Here is a 20,772-nt window from a genome sequence, read left to right on the forward strand (position 1 = left end):
TACGGAATTTAAGGAACAGCCCCATGCCCCGCCAACATGCCATTGAGGACTATCGCAACTTCGGTATCATGGCGCATATCGACGCCGGCAAGACCACGACGACCGAGCGCATCCTCTATTACACCGGCAAGAGCCACAAGATCGGCGAAGTGCACGAAGGTGCCGCGACGATGGACTGGATGGAGCAGGAGCAGGAGCGTGGCATCACCATCACCTCCGCTGCGACCACCGCGTTCTGGAACGGCAAGCGCCTGAACATCATCGACACGCCCGGCCACGTCGACTTCACGATTGAAGTCGAGCGCAGCTTGCGCGTGCTCGACGGCGCCGTGTGCGTGCTCGACTCCAACCAGGGCGTCGAGCCGCAGACCGAGACCGTCTGGCGCCAGGGCGACAAGTACAAGGTTCCGCGCATCGTCTTCGCCAACAAGATGGACAAGACCGGTGCCGACTTCTTCAAGTGTCTGTCCGATATCGTCGATCGCCTCGGTGCCAAGCCGATCGCAATCCAGCTCCCGATCGGTGCGGAGAACAACTTCAAGGGTCTCGTCGACCTCGTGAAGATGAAGGGCATCATCTGGAACGACGAGTCGCTCGGCGCGAAGTTCGACTATGTCGACATTCCCGCTGACCTTGTTGATCAGGCCACGGAATACCGCGAGAAGATGGTGGAAGCCGCCGTCGAGCTCGATGACGACGCCATGGCCGCCTATCTCGACGGCAACGAGCCGGACGAGGCGACGCTGAAGAGGCTGATCCGCAAGGCGGTGCTGACCGGCGCGTTCTATCCGGTGCTGTGCGGCTCGGCCTTCAAGAACAAGGGTGTGCAGCCGCTGCTCGACGCCGTCGTCGACTATCTGCCGTCGCCGATCGACGTGCCCGCGATCAAGGGCACCGACGAGGATGGCAACGAAGTCGTGCGCAAGGCTGATGACAAGGAGCCGCTGGCGCTGCTCGCGTTCAAGATCATGGACGATCCGTTCGTCGGTACAATCACCTTCTGCCGCATCTATTCGGGCATCCTGCAGAGCGGCACCGGCGTGATCAACTCGACCCGCGAGAAGAAGGAGCGCATCGGCCGCATGCTTTTGATGCACGCGAACAACCGCGAGGACATCAAGGAAGCCTATGCCGGCGACATCGTTGCGCTGGCCGGTCTGAAGGAAGCGCGCACGGGTGACACGCTGTGCGATCCCAACAAGCCGGTGATCCTGGAAAAGATGGAATTCCCGGATCCGGTGATCGAGATCGCGATCGAGCCAAAGTCGAAGGCCGATCAGGAAAAGCTCGGTGTCGCGCTTGCGAAGCTTGCGGCGGAAGATCCGTCGTTCCGGGTGTCGACCGATCACGAGTCCGGTCAGACCATCTTGAAGGGCATGGGCGAACTGCATCTCGACATCAAGGTCGACATCCTGAAGCGCACCTACAAGGTCGACGCCAACATCGGCGCGCCGCAGGTGGCGTTCCGTGAGCGTGTGACCAGGCGGGTCGAGCACAGCTACACCCACAAGAAACAGACCGGCGGCACCGGCCAGTTCGCGGCCGTGACGCTGATCGTCGAGCCGAACGAGGCCGGCAAGGGCTACGAGTTCGAATCGAAGGTCGTCGGTGGTGCGGTGCCGAAGGAATATATCCCCGGCGTCGAGAAGGGTCTCGAGAGCGTGCTGACCTCTGGCGTCGTTGCCGGCTTCCCGGTCGTCGACGTCAAGGTGCAGCTCATCGACGGCAAGTATCACGACGTCGACTCGTCGGCGCTGGCCTTCGAAATCGCCACGCGCGCCTGCTTCCGCGAGGCGCTGCAGATGGGCAAATCGGTTCTGCTCGAGCCGATCATGAAGGTCGAGGTGGTGACGCCGGAAGACTACACTGGCTCCGTCATCGGCGATCTTAATTCGCGGCGCGGCCAGATCCAGGGCCAAGACATGCGCGGCAACGCCAACGTCATCAACGCGATGGTGCCGCTCATGAACATGTTCGGTTACGTGAACAATCTGCGCTCGATGAGCCAGGGTCGCGCGACCTTCACCATGCAGTTCGATCACTACGCCGAAGCGCCGGCGAACGTATCGGCTGAAGTCCAGAAGAAGTTTGCCTGATTATCGTTGGTTGGCAGCTAACGATTGAACGGAGAGTCAAATGGCCAAAGCAAAATTTGAGCGTAACAAACCGCACTGCAACATCGGCACCATCGGTCACGTCGACCATGGCAAGACCTCGCTGACCGCCGCGATCACCAAGATCCTGGCGGAGACGGGCGGTGCTACGTTCACCGCCTACGACCAGATCGACAAGGCGCCGGAAGAGAAGGCGCGCGGCATCACGATCTCGACCGCTCACGTCGAGTACGAGACCCAGAAGCGCCATTACGCCCACGTCGACTGCCCCGGCCACGCCGACTACGTGAAGAACATGATCACCGGCGCCGCCCAGATGGATGGTGCGATCCTCGTCGTGTCGGCTGCCGACGGCCCGATGCCGCAGACCCGCGAGCACATCCTGCTCGCCCGCCAGGTCGGCGTGCCGGCGCTCGTCGTGTTCCTCAACAAGTGCGACATGGTCGACGATCCGGAGCTGCTCGAGCTCGTCGAGCTCGAAGTTCGCGAGCTGCTCTCGAAGTACGACTTCCCCGGCGACAAGATCCCGATCATCAAGGGCTCGGCGCTGGCCGCTCTCGAAGACAGCGACAAGAAGCTCGGCCATGACGCGATCCTCGAGCTGATGAAGAATGTCGACGAGTACATCCCGCAGCCAGAGCGTCCGATCGACCAGCCGTTCCTGATGCCGGTCGAAGACGTGTTCTCGATCTCGGGCCGCGGCACCGTGGTGACCGGCCGTGTCGAGCGCGGCATCGTCAAGGTCGGCGACGAAATCGAGATCGTCGGTCTGCGCGACACCCAGAAGACCACCGTCACCGGCGTCGAAATGTTCCGCAAGCTGCTCGATCAGGGTCAGGCGGGCGACAACATCGGTGCGCTGCTCCGCGGTACCAAGCGCGAGGAAGTCGAGCGTGGCCAGGTGCTGTGCAAGCCGGGTTCGGTCAAGCCGCACACCAAGTTCAAGGCCGAGGCGTACATCCTCACGAAGGAAGAGGGCGGCCGTCACACGCCGTTCTTCACCAACTACCGCCCGCAGTTCTACTTCCGCACCACCGACGTGACCGGTGTCGTGCACCTGCCTGAGGGCACCGAGATGGTGATGCCCGGCGATAACATCGCGATGGAAGTGCACCTGATCGTGCCGATCGCGATGGAGGAGAAGCTGCGCTTCGCCATCCGCGAGGGCGGCCGTACCGTCGGCGCCGGCGTCGTCGCCTCGATCCTCGAGTAAGCAACAAAATAGGGATTGGCGGATAGCGAGTGGCTCCATTCGCTGTTCGCTATTCGCCACTCACTAAAGAAAGACCACGGCAATGAACGGCCAGAATATCCGCATCCGTCTCAAGGCGTTCGACCATCGCATTCTCGATACGTCGACCCGCGAGATCGTGAACACGGCGAAACGCACCGGTGCCCAGGTTCGCGGTCCTATCCCGCTGCCGACCCGCATCGAGAAGTTCACCGTCAACCGTTCGCCGCACGTCGACAAGAAGAGCCGCGAACAGTTCGAGATGCGCACCCACAAGCGCCTTCTCGATATCGTCGATCCGACCCCGCAGACTGTCGATGCTCTCATGAAGCTCGATCTGGCTGCCGGTGTCGACGTCGAGATCAAGCTCTAAGTTTTGGATTGAAGTCTGCGCGAGCGGACTAGAGAGAACAGGAACCATGCCGATGCGCTCCGGAGTGATCGCACAAAAGGTCGGGATGACGCGGGTCTTCACGGAGGCCGGCGAACATATCCCCGTGACCGTGCTGAAGCTCGGCAACTGCCAGGTGCTGGGCCACCGCACCACTGAAAAGAACGGGTATGTCGCGCTGCAACTCGGTTCGGGCTCGCGCAAAACCGTGTACATGCCGAAGGCCGAGCGCGGCCAGTTCGCCGTTGCCAAGGTCGAGCCGAAGCGCAAGGTTGCGGAATTCCGCGTGTCCGAGGATGCGCTGATTCCGGTCGGCGCCGAGATCCAGGCCGACCACTTCGTGGTCGGTCAGTTCGTCGACGTCACCGGCACCTCGATCGGCAAGGGTTTTGCCGGCGGCATGAAGCGCTGGAATTTCGGCGGTCTGCGCGCCACCCACGGCGTGTCGGTCTCGCACCGCTCGATCGGTTCGACCGGCGGCCGTCAGGATCCCGGCAAGACCTGGAAGAACAAGAAGATGCCCGGCCATATGGGTGTCGATCGCATCACCACGCTCAACCTTCGCGTCGTGCAGACCGATGTCGTGCGTGGCCTGATCCTGGTCGAAGGCGCCGTCCCCGGCTCCAAGGGCGGCTGGATCAGGGTGCGCGACGCCATCAAGAAGCCGCTGCCAAAGGAAGCTCCGAAGCCCGGCAAGTTCAAGGTCGCGGGCGAGCAGACTGCTGAGGCGCCGGCCGAGCAGGAGGGTGCGTGAGATGGAACTGAAAGTCACCACCCTTGAGGGCAAGGAAGCCGGCTCGGTCCAGCTTTCCGACGCCATTTTCGGCCTCGAGCCGCGCGCCGACATCATTCAGCGCTGCGTGCAGTGGCAGCTCAACAAGCGTCAGGCCGGCACGCACAAGGCCAAAGGCCGCGCCGAGATCTGGCGCACCGGCAAGAAGATGTACAAGCAGAAGGGCACCGGCGGTGCTCGTCACGGCTCGGCACGCGTGCCGCAGTTCCGTGGCGGCGGCCGCGCCTTCGGTCCGGTGGTTCGCTCGCATGCGACCGACCTGCCGAAGAAGGTGCGCGCACTCGCGCTCAAGCATGCTTTGTCGGCCAAGGCCAAGGACGGCGGCCTGGTCGTACTCGACAGCGCTGACATCAAGGAAGCCAAGACCAAGGCGCTGGTCGGTCACTTCTCCGGCCTCGGGCTGACCAATGCGCTGATCATCGACGGCGCCGAGCTCAACAACGGTTTCGCGGCCGCGGCCCGCAACATTCCGAATATCGACGTACTGCCGATCCAGGGCATCAACGTCTACGACATCCTGCGCCGCCACAAGCTGGTCCTGACCAAGGCGGCCGTCGATGCGCTGGAGGCGCGCTTCAAATGAAGAATATCGATCCGCGCCATTACGACGTCATCGTCGCGCCCGTTGTGACCGAAAAGGCGACGCTCGCCTCCGAGCACAACAAGGTGCTGTTCAAGGTTGCCAGCAAGGCGACCAAGCCGCAGATCAAGGAAGCGGTCGAGAAGCTCTTCGACGTCAAGGTCAAGAGCGTGAACACGCTGGTGCGCAAGGGCAAGACCAAGGTGTTCCGCGGCAATTTCGGCTCGCAGTCGGACACCAAGCGCGCGATCGTGACCCTGGAAGAGGGCCACCGTATCGACGTGACTACCGGACTATAAGGGCGTAACGACGATGGCATTGAAAACCTATAACCCAACGACGCCGGGCCAGCGCCAGCTGGTGATGGTCGATCGTTCGGCGCTCTACAAGGGCAAGCCGGTCAAGGCGCTCACCGAGGGCAAGCAATCGAACGGTGGCCGCAACAACACCGGCCGGATCACCGTGCGTTTCCGCGGCGGCGGCCACAAGAAGGCCTACCGCATCGTCGATTTCAAGCGCGACAAGGTCGATGTGCCCGCGACCGTCGAGCGGCTGGAATACGATCCGAACCGCACCGCGTTCATCGCGCTGATCAAGTATCAGGACGGCGAGCAGGCCTATATCCTGGCGCCGCAGAGGCTCGCCGCGGGCGACACGGTGGTTGCCGGCGACTATGTCGACGTCAAGCCGGGCAACGTCATGCCGCTCGGCAACATGCCGGTCGGCACGATTGTCCACAATATCGAGTTGAAGATCGGCAAGGGCGGCCAGCTTGCGCGCTCCGCCGGCACCTATGCGCAGGTCGTCGGTCGCGACCAGGACTACGTCATCGTCCGCCTGAACTCGGGCGAGCAGCGTCTGGTGCACGGCCGTTGCCGCGGCGCCATCGGTGCGGTGTCGAACCCCGATAACATGAACATCTCGATCGGTAAGGCGGGTCGCACTCGCTGGCTCGGCTGGCGCCCGCACAACCGCGGCGTCGTCATGAACCCGATCGATCACCCGCATGGCGGCGGTGAAGGCCGCACCTCGGGCGGCCGCCACCCGGTGACACCGTGGGGCAAGCCGACCAAGGGCAAGAAGACGCGGTCGAACAAGTCGACCAACAAATTCATTCTCCTAAGCCGCCACAAGCGGAAGAAGTAAGGAACGCCGGACATGGTTCGTTCAGTCTGGAAAGGCCCGTTCGTCGAGGCATCGCTGCTCAAGAAGGCAGATGCTGCGCGCGCGTCCGGCCGTCACGACGTCATCAAGATCTGGAGCCGCCGCTCGACCATCCTGCCGCAGTTCGTGGGTCTGACCTTCGGCGTCTACAACGGCCAGAAGCACGTGCCGGTTTCGGTGAACGAGGAAATGGTGGGTCACAAGTTCGGCGAGTTCTCGCCGACCCGTACCTTCCACGGCCACTCTGGCGACAAGAAAGCCAAGAGAGCTTGAGGATTAAGCGATGAGCAAACCAAAGCGCGAACGTGTCCTCGCGGACAATGAGGCCAAGGCGGTTGCAAGGATGCTGCGCGTCAGCCCGCAAAAGCTGAATCTTGTCGCGCAGATGATCCGTGGCCGCAAGGCGTCGGCTGCACTCGCCGACCTGCAGTTCTCGCGCAAGCGGATCGCTGTCGACGTCAAGAAGTGCCTGGAATCGGCGATTGCCAATGCCGAAAACAACCATGATCTGGAAGTCGACGATCTCGTCGTCGCCGAGGCCCATGTCGGCAATGGTCTCGTCATGAAGCGTTTTGCCCCGCGCGGCCGTGGCCGCTCGGGCCGTATCTATAAACCGTTCTCGCATCTCACGATCGTGGTTCGTGAGGTCGAGGCCGAGGCGAGCGCTTAAAGGAGCGCGGGAGAACAAGATGGGTCAAAAGATCAATCCGATCGGGCTGCGTCTCGGCATCAACCGGACCTGGGATTCGCGTTGGTTCGCCGGCAAGGCCGAATACGGCAAGCTGCTGCACGAGGACGTCAAGATTCGCGAGATCCTGCACAAGGAGCTCAAGCAGGCCGCGGTGGCGCGCATCGTGATCGAGCGCCCGCACAAGAAGTGCCGGGTGACGATCCACTCGGCGCGTCCCGGCGTCGTGATCGGCAAGAAGGGCGCCGACATCGACAAGCTGCGCAAGAAGGTTGCCGACATCACCGCTTCCGACGTCGTGATCAACATCGTGGAGATCCGCAAGCCGGAGCTCGATGCCACGCTGGTCGCTGAATCGATCGCACAGCAGCTCGAGCGCCGCGTTGCGTTCCGCCGCGCCATGAAGCGGGCGGTGCAGTCCGCGATGCGTCTCGGCGCCGAGGGCATCCGCATCAACTGCTCGGGTCGGCTCGGCGGCGCTGAAATCGCGCGCATGGAATGGTATCGCGAGGGCCGGGTGCCGTTGCACACGCTGCGCGCCGACGTCGACTACGGCGTTGCCACCGCGTTCACGACCTTCGGCACCTGCGGCGTCAAGGTCTGGATCTTCAAGGGCGAGATTCTCGAGCACGATCCGATGGCCCAGGACAAGCGAATGGCTGAAGGCGACAACACGCGGTCCCGCCGCGACGCCGCCTAAGGCAAAATGAAAGTTTGAGGGCTTAACGCCATGATGCAACCAAAGAAAACGAAGTTCCGGAAGGCGCATAAGGGCCGTATCCACGGCGTTGCGACTTCGGGTGCGACGTTGTCCTTCGGCCAGTTCGGCTTGAAGGCGCTTGAGCCGGAGCGCGTGACCGCGCGCCAGATCGAGGCCGCCCGCCGCGCGCTGACCCGCCACATGAAGCGCGCCGGCCGCGTCTGGATCCGCGTGTTCCCCGACGTGCCGGTGTCGAAGAAGCCCGCCGAAGTGCGCATGGGTTCGGGCAAGGGCGCTCCGGAATTGTGGGTCGCCCGCGTTAAGCCGGGCCGCGTGATCTTCGAAATCGACGGCGTCACCAACCAGGTCGCGCGCGAAGCACTCAATCTCGCCGCCGCCAAGCTGCCGATCAAGACGCGCTTCGTGGCGCGCATCGCGGAGTAACCGAGATGGCCCAGATGAAAGTCGAGGATATCCGCGCGATGAGCGCCGACCAGATGGAGGACGCGATCCTCAATCTGAAGAAGGAGCGGTTCAACCTGCGTTTCCAGCGCGCCACCGGTCAGCTCGAGAACACTTCGCGGCTGAAGGAAGCGCGCCGCGACATCGCACGTATCAAGACCATCGCCGCGCAGCAGCGCGCGAAGAAGAAGTAAGAGGCCGGATATGCCGAAACGTACGCTGCAGGGCGTGGTCGTCAGCGACAAGCAAGCCAAGACAGTGGTGGTGCGCGTCGATCGCCGCTTCACCCATCCGATCTACAAGAAGACGGTCCGCCGTTCGAAGAACTACCACGCGCACGACGAGAGCGACCAGTTCAAGCCGGGCGACACGGTGTGGATCGAGGAAAGCAAGCCGATCTCGAAGTTGAAGCGCTGGATTGTGATCCGGGGCGAGCAGAAGCAAACGGCCTGACGCGCGTCCGGCTTTGAAAGCCGGAGAATGTCGGGAAAATTTTGAGCGCAAGTGAAGCGCAGAAAGAGGACGAGGTGCATCAATGATTCAGATGCAGACCAACCTCGACGTGGCCGATAATTCAGGCGCACGCCGTGTCATGTGCATCAAGGTGCTTGGAGGCTCCAAGCGCCGCTATGCCACCGTGGGCGATATTATCGTTGTGTCGATCAAGGAAGCCATTCCGCGTGGCAAGGTGAAGAAGGGCGACGTGATGAAGGCGGTCGTGGTGCGGGTCCGCAAGGACATCCGCCGCCCCGACGGCTCGGTCATCCGCTTCGACCGCAACGCCGCCGTGCTGGTCAACAACCAGTCCGAGCCGGTCGGCACCCGTATCTTCGGGCCGGTGCCGCGCGAGCTGCGCGCCAAGAACCACATGAAGATCATCTCGCTTGCGCCGGAGGTGCTGTGATGGCTGCCAAGATCCGGAAGGGTGACAGGGTCGTCGTACTGACCGGCCGCGACAAGGGCCGCACCGGCGAGGTGTTCGAAGTGCGTCCGGCGGACAACACCGCGCTGGTGCGCGGCGTCAACATGGTGAAGCGTCACCAGAAGCAGACCCAGAACCAGGAGGGCGGCATCATCTCCAAGGAGGCGCCGGTCCACCTCTCCAACATCGCGTATGTCGGCAAGGACGGAAAGCCGACCCGCGTTGGGTTCAAGATTCAGGCTGATGGCAAGAAGGTTCGCATTGCCAAGAGCTCGGGAGCAGAGATCGATGGCTGAGACCGCTTATGTGCCGCGTTTGCGCACGGAGTATGACAGGAAGATCCGCGGCCTTCTGACCGAGAAGTTCGGCTACGAGAACGCGATGCAGGTGCCGCGGCTGGACAAGATCGTGCTCAACATGGGCGTCGGCGATTCCGTCAACGACCGCAAGAAGGCCGAGACCGCTGCCGCCGAGCTGACCCAGATCGCCGGCCAGAAGGCGATCGTGACCTATTCGCGGGTTGCGATCGCGACCTTCAAGCTGCGCGAGAATCAGCCGATCGGTTGCAAGGTCACGCTGCGCAAGGCTCGCATGTACGAGTTCATCGATCGCCTGGTGAACGTCGCGCTGCCGCGCGTGCGCGACTTCCGCGGGCTGAACCCGAAGAGCTTCGATGGCCGCGGCAACTATTCGCTCGGCATCAAGGAGCACATCATTTTTCCCGAGATCGATTTTGACAAGGTCTCGGAAGCGCGGGGCATGGACATCACCGTCTGTACCACGGCCAAGACCGACGACGAGGCTCGCGCCTTGTTGACCGCTTTCAATTTCCCGTTCCGGCAGTGAGACGCTGACGAACAGCCTCTCAAACGCGGAAACGTAAGGAGCCACGCATGGCAAAGAAGAGTGCAGTCGAGAAGAACAACCGGCGCAAGCGGATGGCCAAGAACGCCGCCGCCAGCCGCGCCCGGCTGAAGGCGATCATCGCCGACAAGACCAAGCCGATGGAAGAGCGTTTCGCGGCGACCTTGAAACTTGCGGAAATGCCGCGCAACTCGTCGCCGACCCGGATTCGCAATCGTTGCGAGCTCACGGGCCGTCCGCGCTCGAACTATCGCAAGAACAAGCTGTCCCGCATCGCGCTGCGCGAGCTCGGCTCCAAGGGCCTGATCCCGGGCCTCGTGAAGTCGAGCTGGTAAGGAGGGTCGGAAGATGTCAACGCACGATCCGATCTCCGATCTCATCACCCGCATCCGCAACGCGCAGATGCGCTCGAAGTCCAAGGTCTCGACCCCGGGCTCGAAGATGCGCCAGAGCGTTCTCGAAGTGCTGAAGGCGGAAGGCTATATCCGCGGCTACGCCAGCGTCGAGCATTCGTCCGGCCGCAGCGAGCTCGAGATTGAATTGAAGTATTTCGACGGCGAGCCCGTCATCCGCGAGATCGAGCGCGTCTCGAAGCCGGGCCGCCGGGTCTACACCTCGGTGAAGAACCTGCCGCGGGTGAACAACGGTCTCGGCATTTCCGTATTGTCGACGCCGAAGGGAATCATGGCCGACCACGACGCGCGCGACGCGAATGTTGGCGGTGAAGTTCTCTTCACGGTGTTCTGAGGAAGGATTTAGCCATGTCACGTGTTGGCAAAAGGCCTGTGACGATCCCGTCGGGTGTGACGGCGACCGTCGATGGGCAGACGGTGAAGGTGAAGGGGCCGAAGGGCCAGCTTCAGTTCGTCGTGCATGACGACGTCGAGGTGAAGTTCGAGAACGGCCAGGTCACGGTCGCTCCGCGCATAAAGACCAACCGCGCGCAGGCGATGTACGGCACCGCGCGTGCCCAGGTCGCCAACCTCGTCGAAGGCGTCACCAAGGGTTTCGAGAAGAAGCTCGAAATCACCGGCGTCGGCTACCGTGCCGCGATGCAGGGCAAGAACCTGCAGCTCGCGCTCGGCTACAGCCACGACGTCGTCTACGCGATCCCGGACGGTATCTCGATCGCGGTGCCGAAGCCGACCGAGATCACGATCACGGGTATCGATCCCCAGCGCGTGGGGCAGGTCGCGGCCGAGATCCGCGCCTATCGTCCGCCGGAGCCCTACAAGGGCAAGGGCGTGAAGTACGCCAACGAATTCATCTTCCGTAAGGAAGGCAAGAAGAAGTAACGGAGCCGGTCATGTCACTGAAGGTTACCAATGCCCGGCGCAAGCAACGCGTACGGTTGGCGCTGCGCCGTTCCGGGGGCGGCCGTCCGCGCCTGTCGGTGTTCCGCTCGTCCAAGCACATCTACGCCCAGGTGATCGACGATCAGAAGGGCGAGACGCTGGCGTCCGCCTCGTCGCTCGAGAAGACGATGCGCGACGGCGCCAATACCGGCGCCAACATCGATGCGGCCAAGGCCGTCGGCAAGCTGCTCGCCGAGCGCGCCACGCAGAAGGGTGTCAAGGAAGTCGTGTTCGACCGCGGCGCCTATCTGTACCACGGGCGCGTCAAGGCGCTCGCAGATGCCGCGCGCGAGGGTGGACTGAGCTTCTAAGAGTTTCGAACGGATATTAGGACTGAGGCACAAGCCTCTCTAGAGATTGGAAAACACCATGGCAGGTGAACGCGAACGCGGCGGACGCGAACGGAGCAGGGAGCGCGAGGAGCGCGACAGCGAGTTCGTCGACAAGCTCGTGCACATCAATCGCGTGGCGAAGGTCGTCAAGGGCGGTAAGCGCTTCGGCTTTGCGGCGCTGGTTGTGATCGGCGACCAGAAGGGCCGGGTCGGTTTCGGCCACGGCAAGGCGCGCGAAGTGCCGGAAGCGATCCGCAAGGCAACCGAGGCCGCCAAGCGCAACCTGACCCGCGTGGCGCTGCGTGAAGGCCGTACGCTGCATCACGACATCGCCGGCCGTCACGGCGCCGGCCGCGTCTACCTGCGCGCCGCGCCGGCCGGTACCGGCATTATCGCCGGCGGCCCGATGCGCGCTGTGTTCGAGACGCTCGGCATCCAGGACGTGGTGGCGAAGTCGATTGGCTCGTCGAATCCGTACAACATGGTTCGCGCCACTTTCAACGCGCTGAAGAACCAGGATTCGCCGCGTTCTGTTGCCGCGCGCCGCAACATCAAGGTGTCCACCCTGCAGGCCCGCCGCGTCGGCGGCGATGCCGAAGTGGTGGCTGAATAACCCGCGCTAAGGCAGCGCGCTATCTGGAGTTCTAAGAGATGGCCCAGGCCGCAAAGACGATCAAGGTCGAGCAGATCGGCAGCCCGATTCGCCGCCATCATTCGCAGCGTTCGACGCTGATCGGCCTCAAGCTCAACAAGATCGGCCGGGTTGCCGAGCATCAGGATACTCCTGAGGTTCGCGGCATGATCAGCAAGGTTCAACACCTCGTCCGCATCGTCGGCGAAGGTTAAGATAGACAAGGAGAAGGGCGATGAAGCTCAGCGAGATCGCCGACAATCCCGGTTCGCGCAAGAAGCGCATGCGCATCGGCCGTGGCATCGGCTCAGGCAAGGGCAAGACCGGCGGCCGTGGCGGCAAGGGTCAGACCGCGCGTACGGGCGTGCGCATCAAGGGCTTTGAGGGCGGCCAGATGCCGCTGCATCGCCGCCTGCCCAAGCGCGGGTTCAACAACATCTTCAGGCTCGAGTTTGCCGAGATCAATCTCGATCGCCTGCAGCAGGCGGTCGACACCAAACAACTCGACACCGGAGCAACCGTGAACGCGGAAGCGCTGGTGAAGGCGGGCGTGCTGCGCCGCGCCAAGGACGGCGTGCGGCTGCTCGGCCGCGGGGAGCTCACGGCCAAGCTCAACATCGAGGTGCACGGCGCCTCCAAATCCGCGGTCGCCGCGGTGGAGAAGGCCGGTGGCACGGTGAAGATCCTGGCGCCCGCCAAGAAGGAAGAAGGCGAGGCGGCGTAACATCTGCGTCATTGCCTGCCTCACGCGGGCAGGGACGGCAGAGAACATTGGACTTATCGAAGCCGAGCACCAAATGATGTCCGGTGTCTGCCGATGTCCCATGGGGGACGTCGGCGTGAGGCCTCCGGGAGAAAGCCAAGAATATGGTCTCAGCAGCGGAACAACTTGCAGCCAACCTCAATTTCGGCGCTCTGGCGAAGGCCGAAGAGCTGAAGAAGCGCATCTGGTTCACGCTGGGTGCGCTGCTTGTTTATCGGCTCGGCACCTACATCCCGCTGCCCGGCATCGACCCCAACGTGTGGGAGCAGGTGTTCCGCTCACAGGCCGGCGGCATCCTCGGCATGTTCAACATGTTCGCCGGCGGCGGCATCCACCGCATGGCGATCTTCGCGCTGAACATCATGCCGTACATCTCGGCATCGATCATCATCCAGCTCCTGACCACGGTCTCGCCGCAGCTCGAGGCTCTGAAGAAGGAAGGCGAGGCTGGCCGCAAGACGCTGAACCAGTACACGCGCTATCTCACCGTGATCCTGGCCGCGTTCCAGTCTTACGGCATCGCGGTGGGACTCGAGGGCGCCGGCAACGTCGTCACCGATCCCGGCATGTTCTTCCGTCTCTCGACCGCGATCACGCTGACCGGCGGCACCATGTTCCTGATGTGGCTGGGCGAACAGATCACCTCGCGCGGCATCGGCAACGGCATCTCGCTGATCATTCTGGCCGGCATTGTCGCGGAACTGCCGGCGGCGCTAGCCAATATGCTCGAACTCGGCCGCCAGGGGGCGATGTCGACCGGGCTGATCCTGATCGTGATCGTGATGGCGGTCGCCGTGATCGCCTTCATCGTCTTCATGGAGCGCGCGCAGCGGCGGCTTCTGATCCAGTATCCGAAGCGCCAGGTCGGCAACAAGATGTTCGAGGGCCAGTCCTCGCATCTGCCGCTCAAGCTCAACACCTCGGGCGTGATTCCGCCGATCTTCGCGTCCTCGCTGCTGTTGCTTCCGGCCACGCTTGCGAACTTCAATGTCGCCTCGGGGGGGCCGGAATGGCTGCAATGGATCACCACCCAGCTGAGCCATGGCCGGCCGCTGTTCCTGGTGCTCTATCTCGCACTGATCGTGTTCTTCGCCTTCTTCTACACCGCGATCGTGTTCAACCCGACCGAGACAGCCGACAATCTGAAGAAGCATGGCGGCTTCATCCCGGGCATCCGGCCCGGCGAGCGCACTGCGGAATATATCGACTACGTGCTGTCGCGCATCACGGTGGTCGGCGCGATCTATCTTGCGATCGTATGTCTCATTCCGGAGATTCTGATTTCCTACGCCTCCGTGCCGTTCTACTTTGGCGGTACCTCGCTTCTGATCGTGGTCAGCGTGACCATGGATACGGTGGCGCAGGTTCAGGGCTATCTGCTCGCGCACCAGTATGAGGGGCTGATCAGGAAGTCCAAGCTCAGGGGACGCCGCCGCTAACGATGCGGAATGCGGGCGGCGCAAACGTCAAAACCAAGGGTGTGCGGATTGCGCTCACCAAGCCGGGGGGCGAAAAATCATGAGATTCATCCTGTTGGGGCCGCCGGGCTCGGGCAAGGGAACCCAGGCCCAGCGGCTGGTTCAGAAATACGGCATTGTCCAGCTCTCAACCGGCGAGATGCTGCGCGCCGCGGTTGCCGCCGGCACGCCGGTCGGCCTGCAGGCCAAGGACATCATGGCCGCTGGCGGGCTGGTGCCGGACGAGATCGTGATCGACATCATCTCCGATCGGATCGATCAGCCCGACGCCAGGAAAGGGTTCATCCTCGACGGCTTTCCGCGCACGGTGCCACAGGCCGAGGCGCTGGATGAACTTCTAAAGAAGAAGCGCCTCAAGCTCGACGCCGTCATCGAACTGCGCGTCAATGAGAGCGCGCTGCTCGATCGGGTCGAGAAGCGCGCCGCCGAAACGCGGGCGCGCGGCGAGGAAGTGCGTGCCGACGATACGCCGGAAGTGCTGACCAAGCGGCTGGCGAGCTACCGCGCCCAGACCGAGCCGCTGATTCATTATTATTCCGAGCGCCGCAAGCTGCTCACCGTAGATGGCATGATGGCCATCGAACACGTCACAGGCGAGATCAACCGGATTCTGGAGGCGATCGGCGCCACGGAACCCAAGGCGGCTCGTCGGGCCTCTCCGGCCAAGCGCTCCGCCGCTGGAATCGCCCGGAAGGGAACCAAGGCGCCCGCCAAGAAGGGGGCCGCCAAGGGTGGCGGCAAGGGAACCAAGAAGGCCGCCAGCTCCGCCCGGAAGACCCGCAAAACGGTTTCCAAGGCTGCCAAGGCGAGGCGTGTCGGCAAGGCCAAGAAGGCGGTGAGGCAAGCCGCAAAACGGCCTGCAAAAAAGCTCACGAAAAAGCGAGCTAAGCGCTAGGAGCGGTTGACGAAACCGACATGAATCCTTTAATAAGCCTCGCATCCAAGTCGGATAGTTTTATGACGATGCCGGGCCCCGAAGGAACGAGGGGAGGGCGTCGTGTTCGCGTTTGTGGACGCCTGCCCGAGATAGCAGAGATCTAGGAAGCACCGGTCCAATGGATCGGCGACAGGAGAAGAAGGCCGTGGCCCGTATTGCCGGCGTGAATATTCCAACCAATAAGCGCGTGCTGATCGCGCTTCAGTACATCCATGGCATCGGCCAGAAGAATGCGGCCGACATCATTGAGAAGGTCAAGATCCCGCTGGAGCGTCGCGTCAGCCAGTTGACCGACCAGGAAGTGTTGCAGATCCGCGAAGTGATCGACCGCGACTACGTTGTGGAGGGCGACCTTCGCCGTGAGACCGGCATCAACATCAAGCGGCTGATGGACCTCGGCTGCTATCGTGGCCTGCGCCATCGCCGTGGCCTGCCGGTGCGCGGCCAGCGCACCCACACCAATGCGCGCACGCGCAAGGGGCCGGCCAAGGCGATCGCCGGCAAGAAGAAGTAGGATTTTGCGAATAGCGAATGGTGAATAGCGAATAGAACTATTCGCTATTCGCCACTCACCATTCGCTTTTTACAGGTGTAGCCGCTGGCACTACGGCGGCGTTGAGATCATAGGAAAGGTTTGGAATGGGCAAGGAAGCCACCCGCGTACGCCGCCGCGAACGCAAGAACATCGCCTCCGGCATCGCGCATGTGAATTCATCGTTCAACAACACCACGATCACCATCACCGACGCCCAAGGCAACACCATTGCCTGGTCTTCCGCCGGCACGATGGGTTTCAAGGGGTCGCGCAAGTCGACTCCCTATGCCGCGCAGGTCGCGGCGGAGGACGTTTCCAAGAAGGCGCAGGAGCATGGCATGCGCACGCTGGAAGTCGAAGTCGCCGGTCCCGGTTCGGGCCGCGAGTCGGCGCTCCGCGCGCTGCAGGCTGCGGGCTTCACCGTCACCTCGATCCGCGACGTGACAACGATCCCGCACAATGGCTGCCGTCCGCGCAAGCGCCGGCGCGTTTGATGGTTGGTCGCGGGGCGGCGGTTGCCGTCTCGCGATTGTTTTTGGAATTGACCGCGCGGACTAATCCGCGACGCCAGTAAGTTGATGTCGACTGGCCCAAATCGACTTCACCACGGGTGACACAGTGACGATCCAGAAGAATTGGCAGGAACTTATTCGACCGAACAAGCTGCAGGTAACGGCCGGCTCCGATGCCGCGCGGTTTGCGACCGTTGTCGCCGAGCCGCTCGAGCGTGGCTTCGGCCAGACGCTCGGCAACGCGCTGCGCCGCATCCTGTTGTCCTCGCTGCAGGGCGCGGCGGTGCAGTCGGTGCATATCGACGGCGTGCTGCACGAGTTCTCCTCGATTGCGGGCGTCCGCGAGGACGTCACCGACATCGTCCTCAACATCAAGGACATCTCGATCAAGATGCAGGGCGAAGGCCCCAAGCGCATGGTCGTGAAGAAGCAGGGTCCGGGCGTCGTCACCGCCGGCGACATCCAGACCGTCGGCGACGTCGTGGTGCTCAATCCCGATCTTGCGCTCTGCACCTTGGACGAGGGCGCCGAGATCCGCATGGAGTTCACGGTCTCGACCGGCAAGGGCTATGTGCCCGCCGAGCGCAACAGGCCTGAGGACGCGCCAATCGGCCTGATCCCGGTCGACAGCCTGTTCTCGCCGGTGCGCAAGGTCTCCTACAAGGTCGAGAACACCCGCGAGGGGCAGATCCTCGACTATGACAAGCTGACCATGACGATCGAGACCAACGGCGCGATCACACCGGAGGATTCGGTCGCTTACGCCGCTCGTATCCTGCAGGATCAGCTCAACGTGTTCGTCAATTTCGAGGAGCCGCGCAAGGAAGTCACGCAGGAGATCATCCCCGATCTCGCTTTCAACCCGGCCTTCCTCAAGAAGGTCGACGAGCTGGAGCTGTCAGTGCGTTCGGCCAACTGCCTGAAGAACGACAACATCGTTTATATCGGCGACCTCGTGCAGAAGTCGGAAGCAGAAATGCTCCGCACCCCGAACTTCGGCCGCAAGTCGCTGAACGAGATCAAGGAAGTGCTGGCCCAGATGGGTCTGCATCTCGGCATGGAAGTGCCGGGCTGGCCGCCGGAGAACATCGACGAGCTCGCCAAGCGCTTCGAGGATCACTACTAAGCGAATAGGGGTGACGAATAGCGAGTAGAAAACTACTCGCCATTCTCAACTCGCCATCCTGGGCGAACGCAGGAAGCCCACCTGAGAAACATGTCCGACGAACCGTCGTGACAATCGAACGAGAGGAATAGATCATGCGTCACGGAAGGGTTCATCGGAAGCTCAATCGCACGGCCGAGCATCGGCGCGCGATGTTCGCCAACATGGCGGCGGCCTTGATCAAGCACGAGCAGATCGTCACCACGCTGCCGAAGGCCAAGGAGCTGCGTCCGATCGTCGAGAAGCTCGTCACGCTCGGCAAGAAGGGCGGGCTCGCGCTGCGTCGCCAGGCGATCTCGGAGCTTCGTGACGTCGACATGGTCAAGAAGCTGTTCGACACGCTGGCGCCCCGCTACAAGGATCGCCAGGGCGGCTATACCCGCATCATCAAGGCCGGCTTCCGCTATGGCGACAACGCCGCGATGGCCGTCATCGAGTTCGTCGACCGCGACGTCGACGCCAAGGGCCAGGACTCCGGCCCGGTGCAGGAAAAGGAAGCCGAGGCGGCGTAAGTCGCTTCGATCTTGAAGAGTTGTCAAAGCGGCGCCATCGAGTGCCGCTTTTTCGTTTCTGAGCGTAGGCCCCGTAGGATGGGTAGAGCGCAGGGAAACCCATCGCGACGAAACAAGCCGCGCGAATGATGGGTTTCGCTGCGCTCTACCCATCCTACGATCTGTTGCGCGCCGCTTTTCATTTTTGCACGGATACCTTGGCGCGGTGTCAGCCATGCTGCATCGGGCAATTGCGTCCGTGTCTCGGGCTTCCGATATCCCCGTGATCGAATTTACGGAGATAGAGCATGAAGATCGATCTTTCGGGAAAGACCGCGCTCGTGACCGGCTCGACTGCCGGTATCGGCCTGGCCATTGCCCGCGGCCTTGCGGCCACCGGCGCGGAGGTGATCGTCAACGGCCGCAACCAGCCCAAGATCGATGCCGCCGTCGCCGCGATCGGGAAGGCGGTCGCAGGCGCCAAGGTCCGCGGCATCGCCGCCGACGTCTCCACCGCTGCAGGATGCAAGGCGGTGCTGTCCGCGCAGCCCGACGTCGATATCCTCATCAACAATGCCGGCATCTTCGAGCCGAAAGATTTCTTCGAGATTCCAGACGAGGACTGGACCCGCTTCTTCGAGGTCAACGTGATGTCGGGCGTGCGTCTGTCGCGCGGCTACATGCAGGGCATGCTGAAGCGCAACTGGGGCCGCATCATCTTCATCGCCTCCGAATCGGCGCTTGTTATTCCGAAGGAGATGATCCAGTACGGCATGACCAAGACCGCGCAGCTTTCGATCTCGCGCGGGCTCGCTGAATTGACCCGCGGCACCGCGGTGACCGTCAATTCGGTGATGCCGGGTCCGACCCTGTCCGAAGGCGTGGATACCTTCGTCAAGGATCTCGCCAGGCAGAACGGGGAACCGGCCGATGAGGCGATCGCGAACTTCGTCAAGCAGCACCGCCCGACCTCGCTCTTGCAGCGCTTTGCCAGCGTCGACGAGATCGCCAACATGGTCGTGTACGTCTCCTCGAAAGAAGCCTCCGCCACCAACGGGGCGGCGCTGCGCGTCGAGGGCGGGATCGTCAACACGATCTAAGGCGGATGCGATAACCGCCGATGTGGTGTCCGTGATCTGTGCTTTTGCCGGAGGCGTGGATTGCGTAGAACCGTTTCATGAAGCTGACCCTGTCCACCCGCCATCAACGGCTGGTTAAGATCACCTCGGCGCGCTGGCAACGACGTGCGATCTTTCTGCTCGGCGGCATCGTTGTTGGCGCAGCCGCGGTGCTGTTGGCGCAGCTCGCCGATCTGGCCCAACAGGCCTTCGCGATGCTGCTGTCCAAATCACGCTATGCATCGCTTCTCGTCACGCCGATCGGCTTTGGGCTGTCGGCGTTGTTCACGGCCAGGCTGTTTCCGAACGCCCAGGGCAGCGGCATTCCGCAGGCGATCGCCGCGCGTCAACTCACCAACCAGCAGGCGAGGGAACGACTCGTATCTATCCGTATCGCGGTCGGAAAGATCATCCTGACCCTTTTTGGCCTCTTATGCGGTGCTTCGATCGGCCGCGAAGGACCAACGGTCCAGGTCGGTGCATCCATCATGTTCGCAATCGGATGCGTGTCGCCACGCCGGCAGCCGGGATTGATCCTGGCCGGTGCAGCGGCCGGCGTTGCCGCCGCTTTCAACACGCCGCTCGCGGGCATCGTATTTGGCATCGAGGAGATGAGCCGTGCTTTCGAAACGCGCACCAGCAGCCTGATCATCGCAGCCGTCATTGCCGCGGGCCTGACGTCACTCGCCCTGATGGGCAACTATGACTATTTCGGCACAAGCGCGGTGACGCTGAGCCGCGGCATCGACTGGCTCGCCATTCCCGCTTGCGGGGTCGTCGGGGGTCTGATGGGCGGGCTGTTCAGTCGCATCGTCATTGCCGTGGCGCGCGGGCTTCCGGGCTCCGTTGGACAGGCGATTCGACGCTATTCAGTGCCATTTGCAGTGCTGTGTGGCCTCGCGGTCGCGCTCTGCGGTCTGGTGTCCGGCGATACGGTCTATGGCACAGGCTACACGGAGGTGAAGGCTGCACTCGAGAGCAGCGCGCCATTGCCTGAGAGCTTCGGGTTATTGAAGTTCCTGGCCACCGCCTTGGCTGCCATCAGCGGCATTCCCGGCGGCATCTTTTCGCCTTCGCTGGCGGTGGGCGCCGGACTGGGCTCGAACGTAGCGTCCTTCTTTCACGACACGCCCGTGGCGGCGATCATGCTGCTCGGCATGGTCTCGTATTTCGCCGGTGTCGTGCAAGCCCCAATCACGGCGTTCGTCATCGTGACCGAGATGACTGGCGATCACACAATGGTGGTGCCGTTGATGACCGCCGCATTGATTGCCTACGGCACCTCGCGATTGGTTTGCGAGGAAGGAATCTACCACGCGCTCGCCAAAGGCTTCATCGAGCGGTCAACGACGCCGGCGGAAGCGGTGCGTCCACCAGTTTAGCTGTAGTTGTAGATTCCATGGGGCGGTGAGCGTGGCCTTTCCGATAGGTTTGGGTTTCCACACTCGAACCCTCGGAGAGTCAGATGCAAGCATCGACCGTAGACACGCCCACCACCGGCCATAATGGCACAATTTTCGTTGCGATCGAACTCAGTCAGAAGACG

The 20,772-nt window shown here is 62.6% G+C and carries 31 protein-coding genes; all 31 read left to right on the plus strand.

All coding sequences use genetic code 11. From position 1 onward, the window contains the following. Positions 1-23: 23 nt before the first annotated feature. The gene (gene fusA / locus J6497_RS21850; protein ID WP_225706340.1) at positions 24-2,096 is read left to right on the plus strand and encodes an elongation factor G; all 2,073 of its coding nucleotides are present in this window, start codon (positions 24-26) and stop codon (positions 2,094-2,096) included. Positions 2,097-2,136: 40 nt separating this feature from the next. Next, a complete protein-coding gene (gene tuf / locus J6497_RS21855) occupies positions 2,137-3,327 on the plus strand; it encodes an elongation factor Tu (RefSeq protein ID WP_225706341.1) in 1,191 nt (396 codons plus the stop codon). A gap of 82 nt (positions 3,328-3,409) precedes the next feature. Next, a complete protein-coding gene (gene rpsJ, locus J6497_RS21860) occupies positions 3,410-3,718 on the plus strand; it encodes a 30S ribosomal protein S10 (RefSeq protein WP_002712302.1) in 309 nt (102 codons plus the stop codon). A gap of 52 nt (positions 3,719-3,770) precedes the next feature. Continuing rightward, a complete protein-coding gene (rplC, locus tag J6497_RS21865; RefSeq protein WP_225706342.1) occupies positions 3,771-4,490 on the plus strand; it encodes a 50S ribosomal protein L3 in 720 nt (239 codons plus the stop codon). Position 4,491: 1 nt separating this feature from the next. Next, entirely contained in the window at positions 4,492-5,112 is a 621-nt protein-coding gene (gene rplD / locus J6497_RS21870; RefSeq protein WP_225706343.1) for a 50S ribosomal protein L4, read from the plus strand. Beyond that, positions 5,109-5,408, plus strand: coding sequence for a 50S ribosomal protein L23 (locus J6497_RS21875; RefSeq protein WP_028168161.1), 300 nt, complete (start codon positions 5,109-5,111; stop codon positions 5,406-5,408). The genes rplD and J6497_RS21875 overlap by 4 nt, the downstream gene beginning before the upstream one ends. Before the next feature lie 13 nt (positions 5,409-5,421). Beyond that, positions 5,422-6,255, plus strand: coding sequence for a 50S ribosomal protein L2 (gene rplB, locus J6497_RS21880; RefSeq protein WP_225706344.1), 834 nt, complete (start codon positions 5,422-5,424; stop codon positions 6,253-6,255). 12 nt (positions 6,256-6,267) lie between these two features. After that, positions 6,268-6,546 carry a 30S ribosomal protein S19 gene (gene rpsS / locus J6497_RS21885; protein WP_027583256.1) on the plus strand — a complete coding sequence of 93 codons (279 nt, stop codon included), beginning with the start codon at positions 6,268-6,270 and terminating at the stop codon, positions 6,544-6,546. A 10-nt stretch (positions 6,547-6,556) separates the two neighbouring features. Then, complete coding sequence (gene rplV / locus J6497_RS21890; protein WP_225706345.1) at positions 6,557-6,943, plus strand: 50S ribosomal protein L22; 387 nt, start codon at positions 6,557-6,559, stop codon at positions 6,941-6,943. 19 nt (positions 6,944-6,962) lie between these two features. After that, positions 6,963-7,661, plus strand: a complete 699-nt coding sequence (gene rpsC, locus J6497_RS21895; protein ID WP_225706346.1) for a 30S ribosomal protein S3 — start codon at positions 6,963-6,965, stop codon at positions 7,659-7,661. A gap of 30 nt (positions 7,662-7,691) precedes the next feature. Further along, the gene (rplP, locus tag J6497_RS21900) at positions 7,692-8,105 is read left to right on the plus strand and encodes a 50S ribosomal protein L16 (RefSeq protein WP_225706347.1); all 414 of its coding nucleotides are present in this window, start codon (positions 7,692-7,694) and stop codon (positions 8,103-8,105) included. Positions 8,106-8,110: 5 nt separating this feature from the next. Continuing rightward, a complete protein-coding gene (gene rpmC, locus J6497_RS21905; RefSeq protein WP_130577496.1) occupies positions 8,111-8,317 on the plus strand; it encodes a 50S ribosomal protein L29 in 207 nt (68 codons plus the stop codon). 10 nt (positions 8,318-8,327) lie between these two features. Then, positions 8,328-8,576, plus strand: coding sequence for a 30S ribosomal protein S17 (gene rpsQ / locus J6497_RS21910; RefSeq protein ID WP_225706348.1), 249 nt, complete (start codon positions 8,328-8,330; stop codon positions 8,574-8,576). Between the two features lie 82 nt (positions 8,577-8,658). Continuing rightward, positions 8,659-9,027 (plus strand): 50S ribosomal protein L14, encoded by a 369-nt coding sequence (rplN, locus tag J6497_RS21915; protein WP_028168155.1) that lies wholly within the window; start codon positions 8,659-8,661, stop codon positions 9,025-9,027. Next, positions 9,027-9,341, plus strand: coding sequence for a 50S ribosomal protein L24 (gene rplX, locus J6497_RS21920; protein ID WP_225706349.1), 315 nt, complete (start codon positions 9,027-9,029; stop codon positions 9,339-9,341). Before rplN ends, rplX begins: the two co-directional genes overlap by 1 nt. After that, complete coding sequence (rplE, locus tag J6497_RS21925) at positions 9,334-9,891, plus strand: 50S ribosomal protein L5 (protein WP_225706350.1); 558 nt, start codon at positions 9,334-9,336, stop codon at positions 9,889-9,891. The genes rplX and rplE overlap by 8 nt, the downstream gene beginning before the upstream one ends. A gap of 47 nt (positions 9,892-9,938) precedes the next feature. Continuing rightward, entirely contained in the window at positions 9,939-10,244 is a 306-nt protein-coding gene (gene rpsN, locus J6497_RS21930) for a 30S ribosomal protein S14 (RefSeq protein ID WP_028168152.1), read from the plus strand. A gap of 13 nt (positions 10,245-10,257) precedes the next feature. Beyond that, on the plus strand, positions 10,258-10,656 hold the full coding sequence (gene rpsH / locus J6497_RS21935; protein ID WP_225706351.1) for a 30S ribosomal protein S8: 399 nt from the start codon (positions 10,258-10,260) through the stop codon (positions 10,654-10,656). A 14-nt stretch (positions 10,657-10,670) separates the two neighbouring features. Further along, entirely contained in the window at positions 10,671-11,204 is a 534-nt protein-coding gene (gene rplF, locus J6497_RS21940; protein ID WP_225706352.1) for a 50S ribosomal protein L6, read from the plus strand. An 11-nt stretch (positions 11,205-11,215) separates the two neighbouring features. After that, positions 11,216-11,575, plus strand: coding sequence for a 50S ribosomal protein L18 (rplR, locus tag J6497_RS21945; protein ID WP_225706353.1), 360 nt, complete (start codon positions 11,216-11,218; stop codon positions 11,573-11,575). 58 nt (positions 11,576-11,633) lie between these two features. Further along, positions 11,634-12,209: a 30S ribosomal protein S5 gene (gene rpsE / locus J6497_RS21950; protein ID WP_225706354.1), complete on the plus strand. Its 576-nt coding sequence runs from the start codon at positions 11,634-11,636 to the stop codon at positions 12,207-12,209. Positions 12,210-12,247: 38 nt separating this feature from the next. Further along, positions 12,248-12,442, plus strand: a complete 195-nt coding sequence (gene rpmD, locus J6497_RS21955; protein WP_225706355.1) for a 50S ribosomal protein L30 — start codon at positions 12,248-12,250, stop codon at positions 12,440-12,442. A gap of 20 nt (positions 12,443-12,462) precedes the next feature. Continuing rightward, complete coding sequence (gene rplO, locus J6497_RS21960; RefSeq protein ID WP_225706356.1) at positions 12,463-12,951, plus strand: 50S ribosomal protein L15; 489 nt, start codon at positions 12,463-12,465, stop codon at positions 12,949-12,951. A 143-nt stretch (positions 12,952-13,094) separates the two neighbouring features. After that, a complete protein-coding gene (secY, locus tag J6497_RS21965) occupies positions 13,095-14,429 on the plus strand; it encodes a preprotein translocase subunit SecY (RefSeq protein ID WP_225706357.1) in 1,335 nt (444 codons plus the stop codon). A gap of 79 nt (positions 14,430-14,508) precedes the next feature. Then, complete coding sequence (locus J6497_RS21970; protein WP_225706358.1) at positions 14,509-15,363, plus strand: adenylate kinase; 855 nt, start codon at positions 14,509-14,511, stop codon at positions 15,361-15,363. 187 nt (positions 15,364-15,550) lie between these two features. Beyond that, positions 15,551-15,919: a 30S ribosomal protein S13 gene (rpsM, locus tag J6497_RS21975; protein WP_225706364.1), complete on the plus strand. Its 369-nt coding sequence runs from the start codon at positions 15,551-15,553 to the stop codon at positions 15,917-15,919. Between the two features lie 125 nt (positions 15,920-16,044). Further along, on the plus strand, positions 16,045-16,434 hold the full coding sequence (gene rpsK, locus J6497_RS21980; protein WP_006021048.1) for a 30S ribosomal protein S11: 390 nt from the start codon (positions 16,045-16,047) through the stop codon (positions 16,432-16,434). A gap of 100 nt (positions 16,435-16,534) precedes the next feature. Further along, the gene (locus J6497_RS21985; protein ID WP_225706365.1) at positions 16,535-17,578 is read left to right on the plus strand and encodes a DNA-directed RNA polymerase subunit alpha; all 1,044 of its coding nucleotides are present in this window, start codon (positions 16,535-16,537) and stop codon (positions 17,576-17,578) included. A 134-nt stretch (positions 17,579-17,712) separates the two neighbouring features. Continuing rightward, positions 17,713-18,129, plus strand: a complete 417-nt coding sequence (gene rplQ / locus J6497_RS21990) for a 50S ribosomal protein L17 (RefSeq protein ID WP_225706359.1) — start codon at positions 17,713-17,715, stop codon at positions 18,127-18,129. A gap of 287 nt (positions 18,130-18,416) precedes the next feature. Then, positions 18,417-19,208: an SDR family NAD(P)-dependent oxidoreductase gene (locus J6497_RS21995; protein WP_225706360.1), complete on the plus strand. Its 792-nt coding sequence runs from the start codon at positions 18,417-18,419 to the stop codon at positions 19,206-19,208. A gap of 77 nt (positions 19,209-19,285) precedes the next feature. Continuing rightward, positions 19,286-20,608, plus strand: coding sequence for a chloride channel protein (locus J6497_RS22000; RefSeq protein WP_225706361.1), 1,323 nt, complete (start codon positions 19,286-19,288; stop codon positions 20,606-20,608). The last annotated feature ends 164 nt before the right edge of the window (positions 20,609-20,772 follow it).

The organism is Bradyrhizobium cenepequi, from assembly GCF_020329485.1.
GTDB classification, from domain to species: domain Bacteria; phylum Pseudomonadota; class Alphaproteobacteria; order Rhizobiales; family Xanthobacteraceae; genus Bradyrhizobium; species Bradyrhizobium cenepequi.

Excerpts from the sequence above, each read along its gene's own strand:
- rplN (WP_028168155.1), top strand. The coding sequence starts at position 8,659 with ATGATTCAGATGCAGACCAACCTCGACGTGGCCGATAATTCAGGCGCA.
- rpsE (WP_225706354.1), top strand. The coding sequence starts at position 11,634 with ATGGCAGGTGAACGCGAACGCGGCGGACGCGAACGGAGCAGGGAGCGC.
- rplQ (WP_225706359.1), top strand. The coding sequence starts at position 17,713 with ATGCGTCACGGAAGGGTTCATCGGAAGCTCAATCGCACGGCCGAGCAT.
- rplD (WP_225706343.1), top strand. The coding sequence starts at position 4,492 with ATGGAACTGAAAGTCACCACCCTTGAGGGCAAGGAAGCCGGCTCGGTC.
- tuf (WP_225706341.1), top strand. The coding sequence starts at position 2,137 with ATGGCCAAAGCAAAATTTGAGCGTAACAAACCGCACTGCAACATCGGC.
- J6497_RS22000 (WP_225706361.1), top strand. The coding sequence starts at position 19,286 with ATGAAGCTGACCCTGTCCACCCGCCATCAACGGCTGGTTAAGATCACC.
- rpsK (WP_006021048.1), top strand. The coding sequence starts at position 16,045 with ATGGGCAAGGAAGCCACCCGCGTACGCCGCCGCGAACGCAAGAACATC.
- rpmD (WP_225706355.1), top strand. The coding sequence starts at position 12,248 with ATGGCCCAGGCCGCAAAGACGATCAAGGTCGAGCAGATCGGCAGCCCG.
- rpsS (WP_027583256.1), top strand. The coding sequence starts at position 6,268 with ATGGTTCGTTCAGTCTGGAAAGGCCCGTTCGTCGAGGCATCGCTGCTC.
- rplO (WP_225706356.1), top strand. The coding sequence starts at position 12,463 with ATGAAGCTCAGCGAGATCGCCGACAATCCCGGTTCGCGCAAGAAGCGC.
- rplB (WP_225706344.1), top strand. The coding sequence starts at position 5,422 with ATGGCATTGAAAACCTATAACCCAACGACGCCGGGCCAGCGCCAGCTG.
- rpsH (WP_225706351.1), top strand. The coding sequence starts at position 10,258 with ATGTCAACGCACGATCCGATCTCCGATCTCATCACCCGCATCCGCAAC.
- rpsC (WP_225706346.1), top strand. The coding sequence starts at position 6,963 with ATGGGTCAAAAGATCAATCCGATCGGGCTGCGTCTCGGCATCAACCGG.
- rplR (WP_225706353.1), top strand. The coding sequence starts at position 11,216 with ATGTCACTGAAGGTTACCAATGCCCGGCGCAAGCAACGCGTACGGTTG.
- rplX (WP_225706349.1), top strand. The coding sequence starts at position 9,027 with ATGGCTGCCAAGATCCGGAAGGGTGACAGGGTCGTCGTACTGACCGGC.
- J6497_RS21875 (WP_028168161.1), top strand. The coding sequence starts at position 5,109 with ATGAAGAATATCGATCCGCGCCATTACGACGTCATCGTCGCGCCCGTT.
- rplP (WP_225706347.1), top strand. The coding sequence starts at position 7,692 with ATGATGCAACCAAAGAAAACGAAGTTCCGGAAGGCGCATAAGGGCCGT.
- rpsQ (WP_225706348.1), top strand. The coding sequence starts at position 8,328 with ATGCCGAAACGTACGCTGCAGGGCGTGGTCGTCAGCGACAAGCAAGCC.
- secY (WP_225706357.1), top strand. The coding sequence starts at position 13,095 with ATGGTCTCAGCAGCGGAACAACTTGCAGCCAACCTCAATTTCGGCGCT.
- rplE (WP_225706350.1), top strand. The coding sequence starts at position 9,334 with ATGGCTGAGACCGCTTATGTGCCGCGTTTGCGCACGGAGTATGACAGG.
- rpsN (WP_028168152.1), top strand. The coding sequence starts at position 9,939 with ATGGCAAAGAAGAGTGCAGTCGAGAAGAACAACCGGCGCAAGCGGATG.
- rplV (WP_225706345.1), top strand. The coding sequence starts at position 6,557 with ATGAGCAAACCAAAGCGCGAACGTGTCCTCGCGGACAATGAGGCCAAG.
- rplC (WP_225706342.1), top strand. The coding sequence starts at position 3,771 with ATGCGCTCCGGAGTGATCGCACAAAAGGTCGGGATGACGCGGGTCTTC.
- fusA (WP_225706340.1), top strand. The coding sequence starts at position 24 with ATGCCCCGCCAACATGCCATTGAGGACTATCGCAACTTCGGTATCATG.
- rpsJ (WP_002712302.1), top strand. The coding sequence starts at position 3,410 with ATGAACGGCCAGAATATCCGCATCCGTCTCAAGGCGTTCGACCATCGC.
- J6497_RS21970 (WP_225706358.1), top strand. The coding sequence starts at position 14,509 with ATGAGATTCATCCTGTTGGGGCCGCCGGGCTCGGGCAAGGGAACCCAG.
- rpmC (WP_130577496.1), top strand. The coding sequence starts at position 8,111 with ATGGCCCAGATGAAAGTCGAGGATATCCGCGCGATGAGCGCCGACCAG.
- rplF (WP_225706352.1), top strand. The coding sequence starts at position 10,671 with ATGTCACGTGTTGGCAAAAGGCCTGTGACGATCCCGTCGGGTGTGACG.
- J6497_RS21995 (WP_225706360.1), top strand. The coding sequence starts at position 18,417 with ATGAAGATCGATCTTTCGGGAAAGACCGCGCTCGTGACCGGCTCGACT.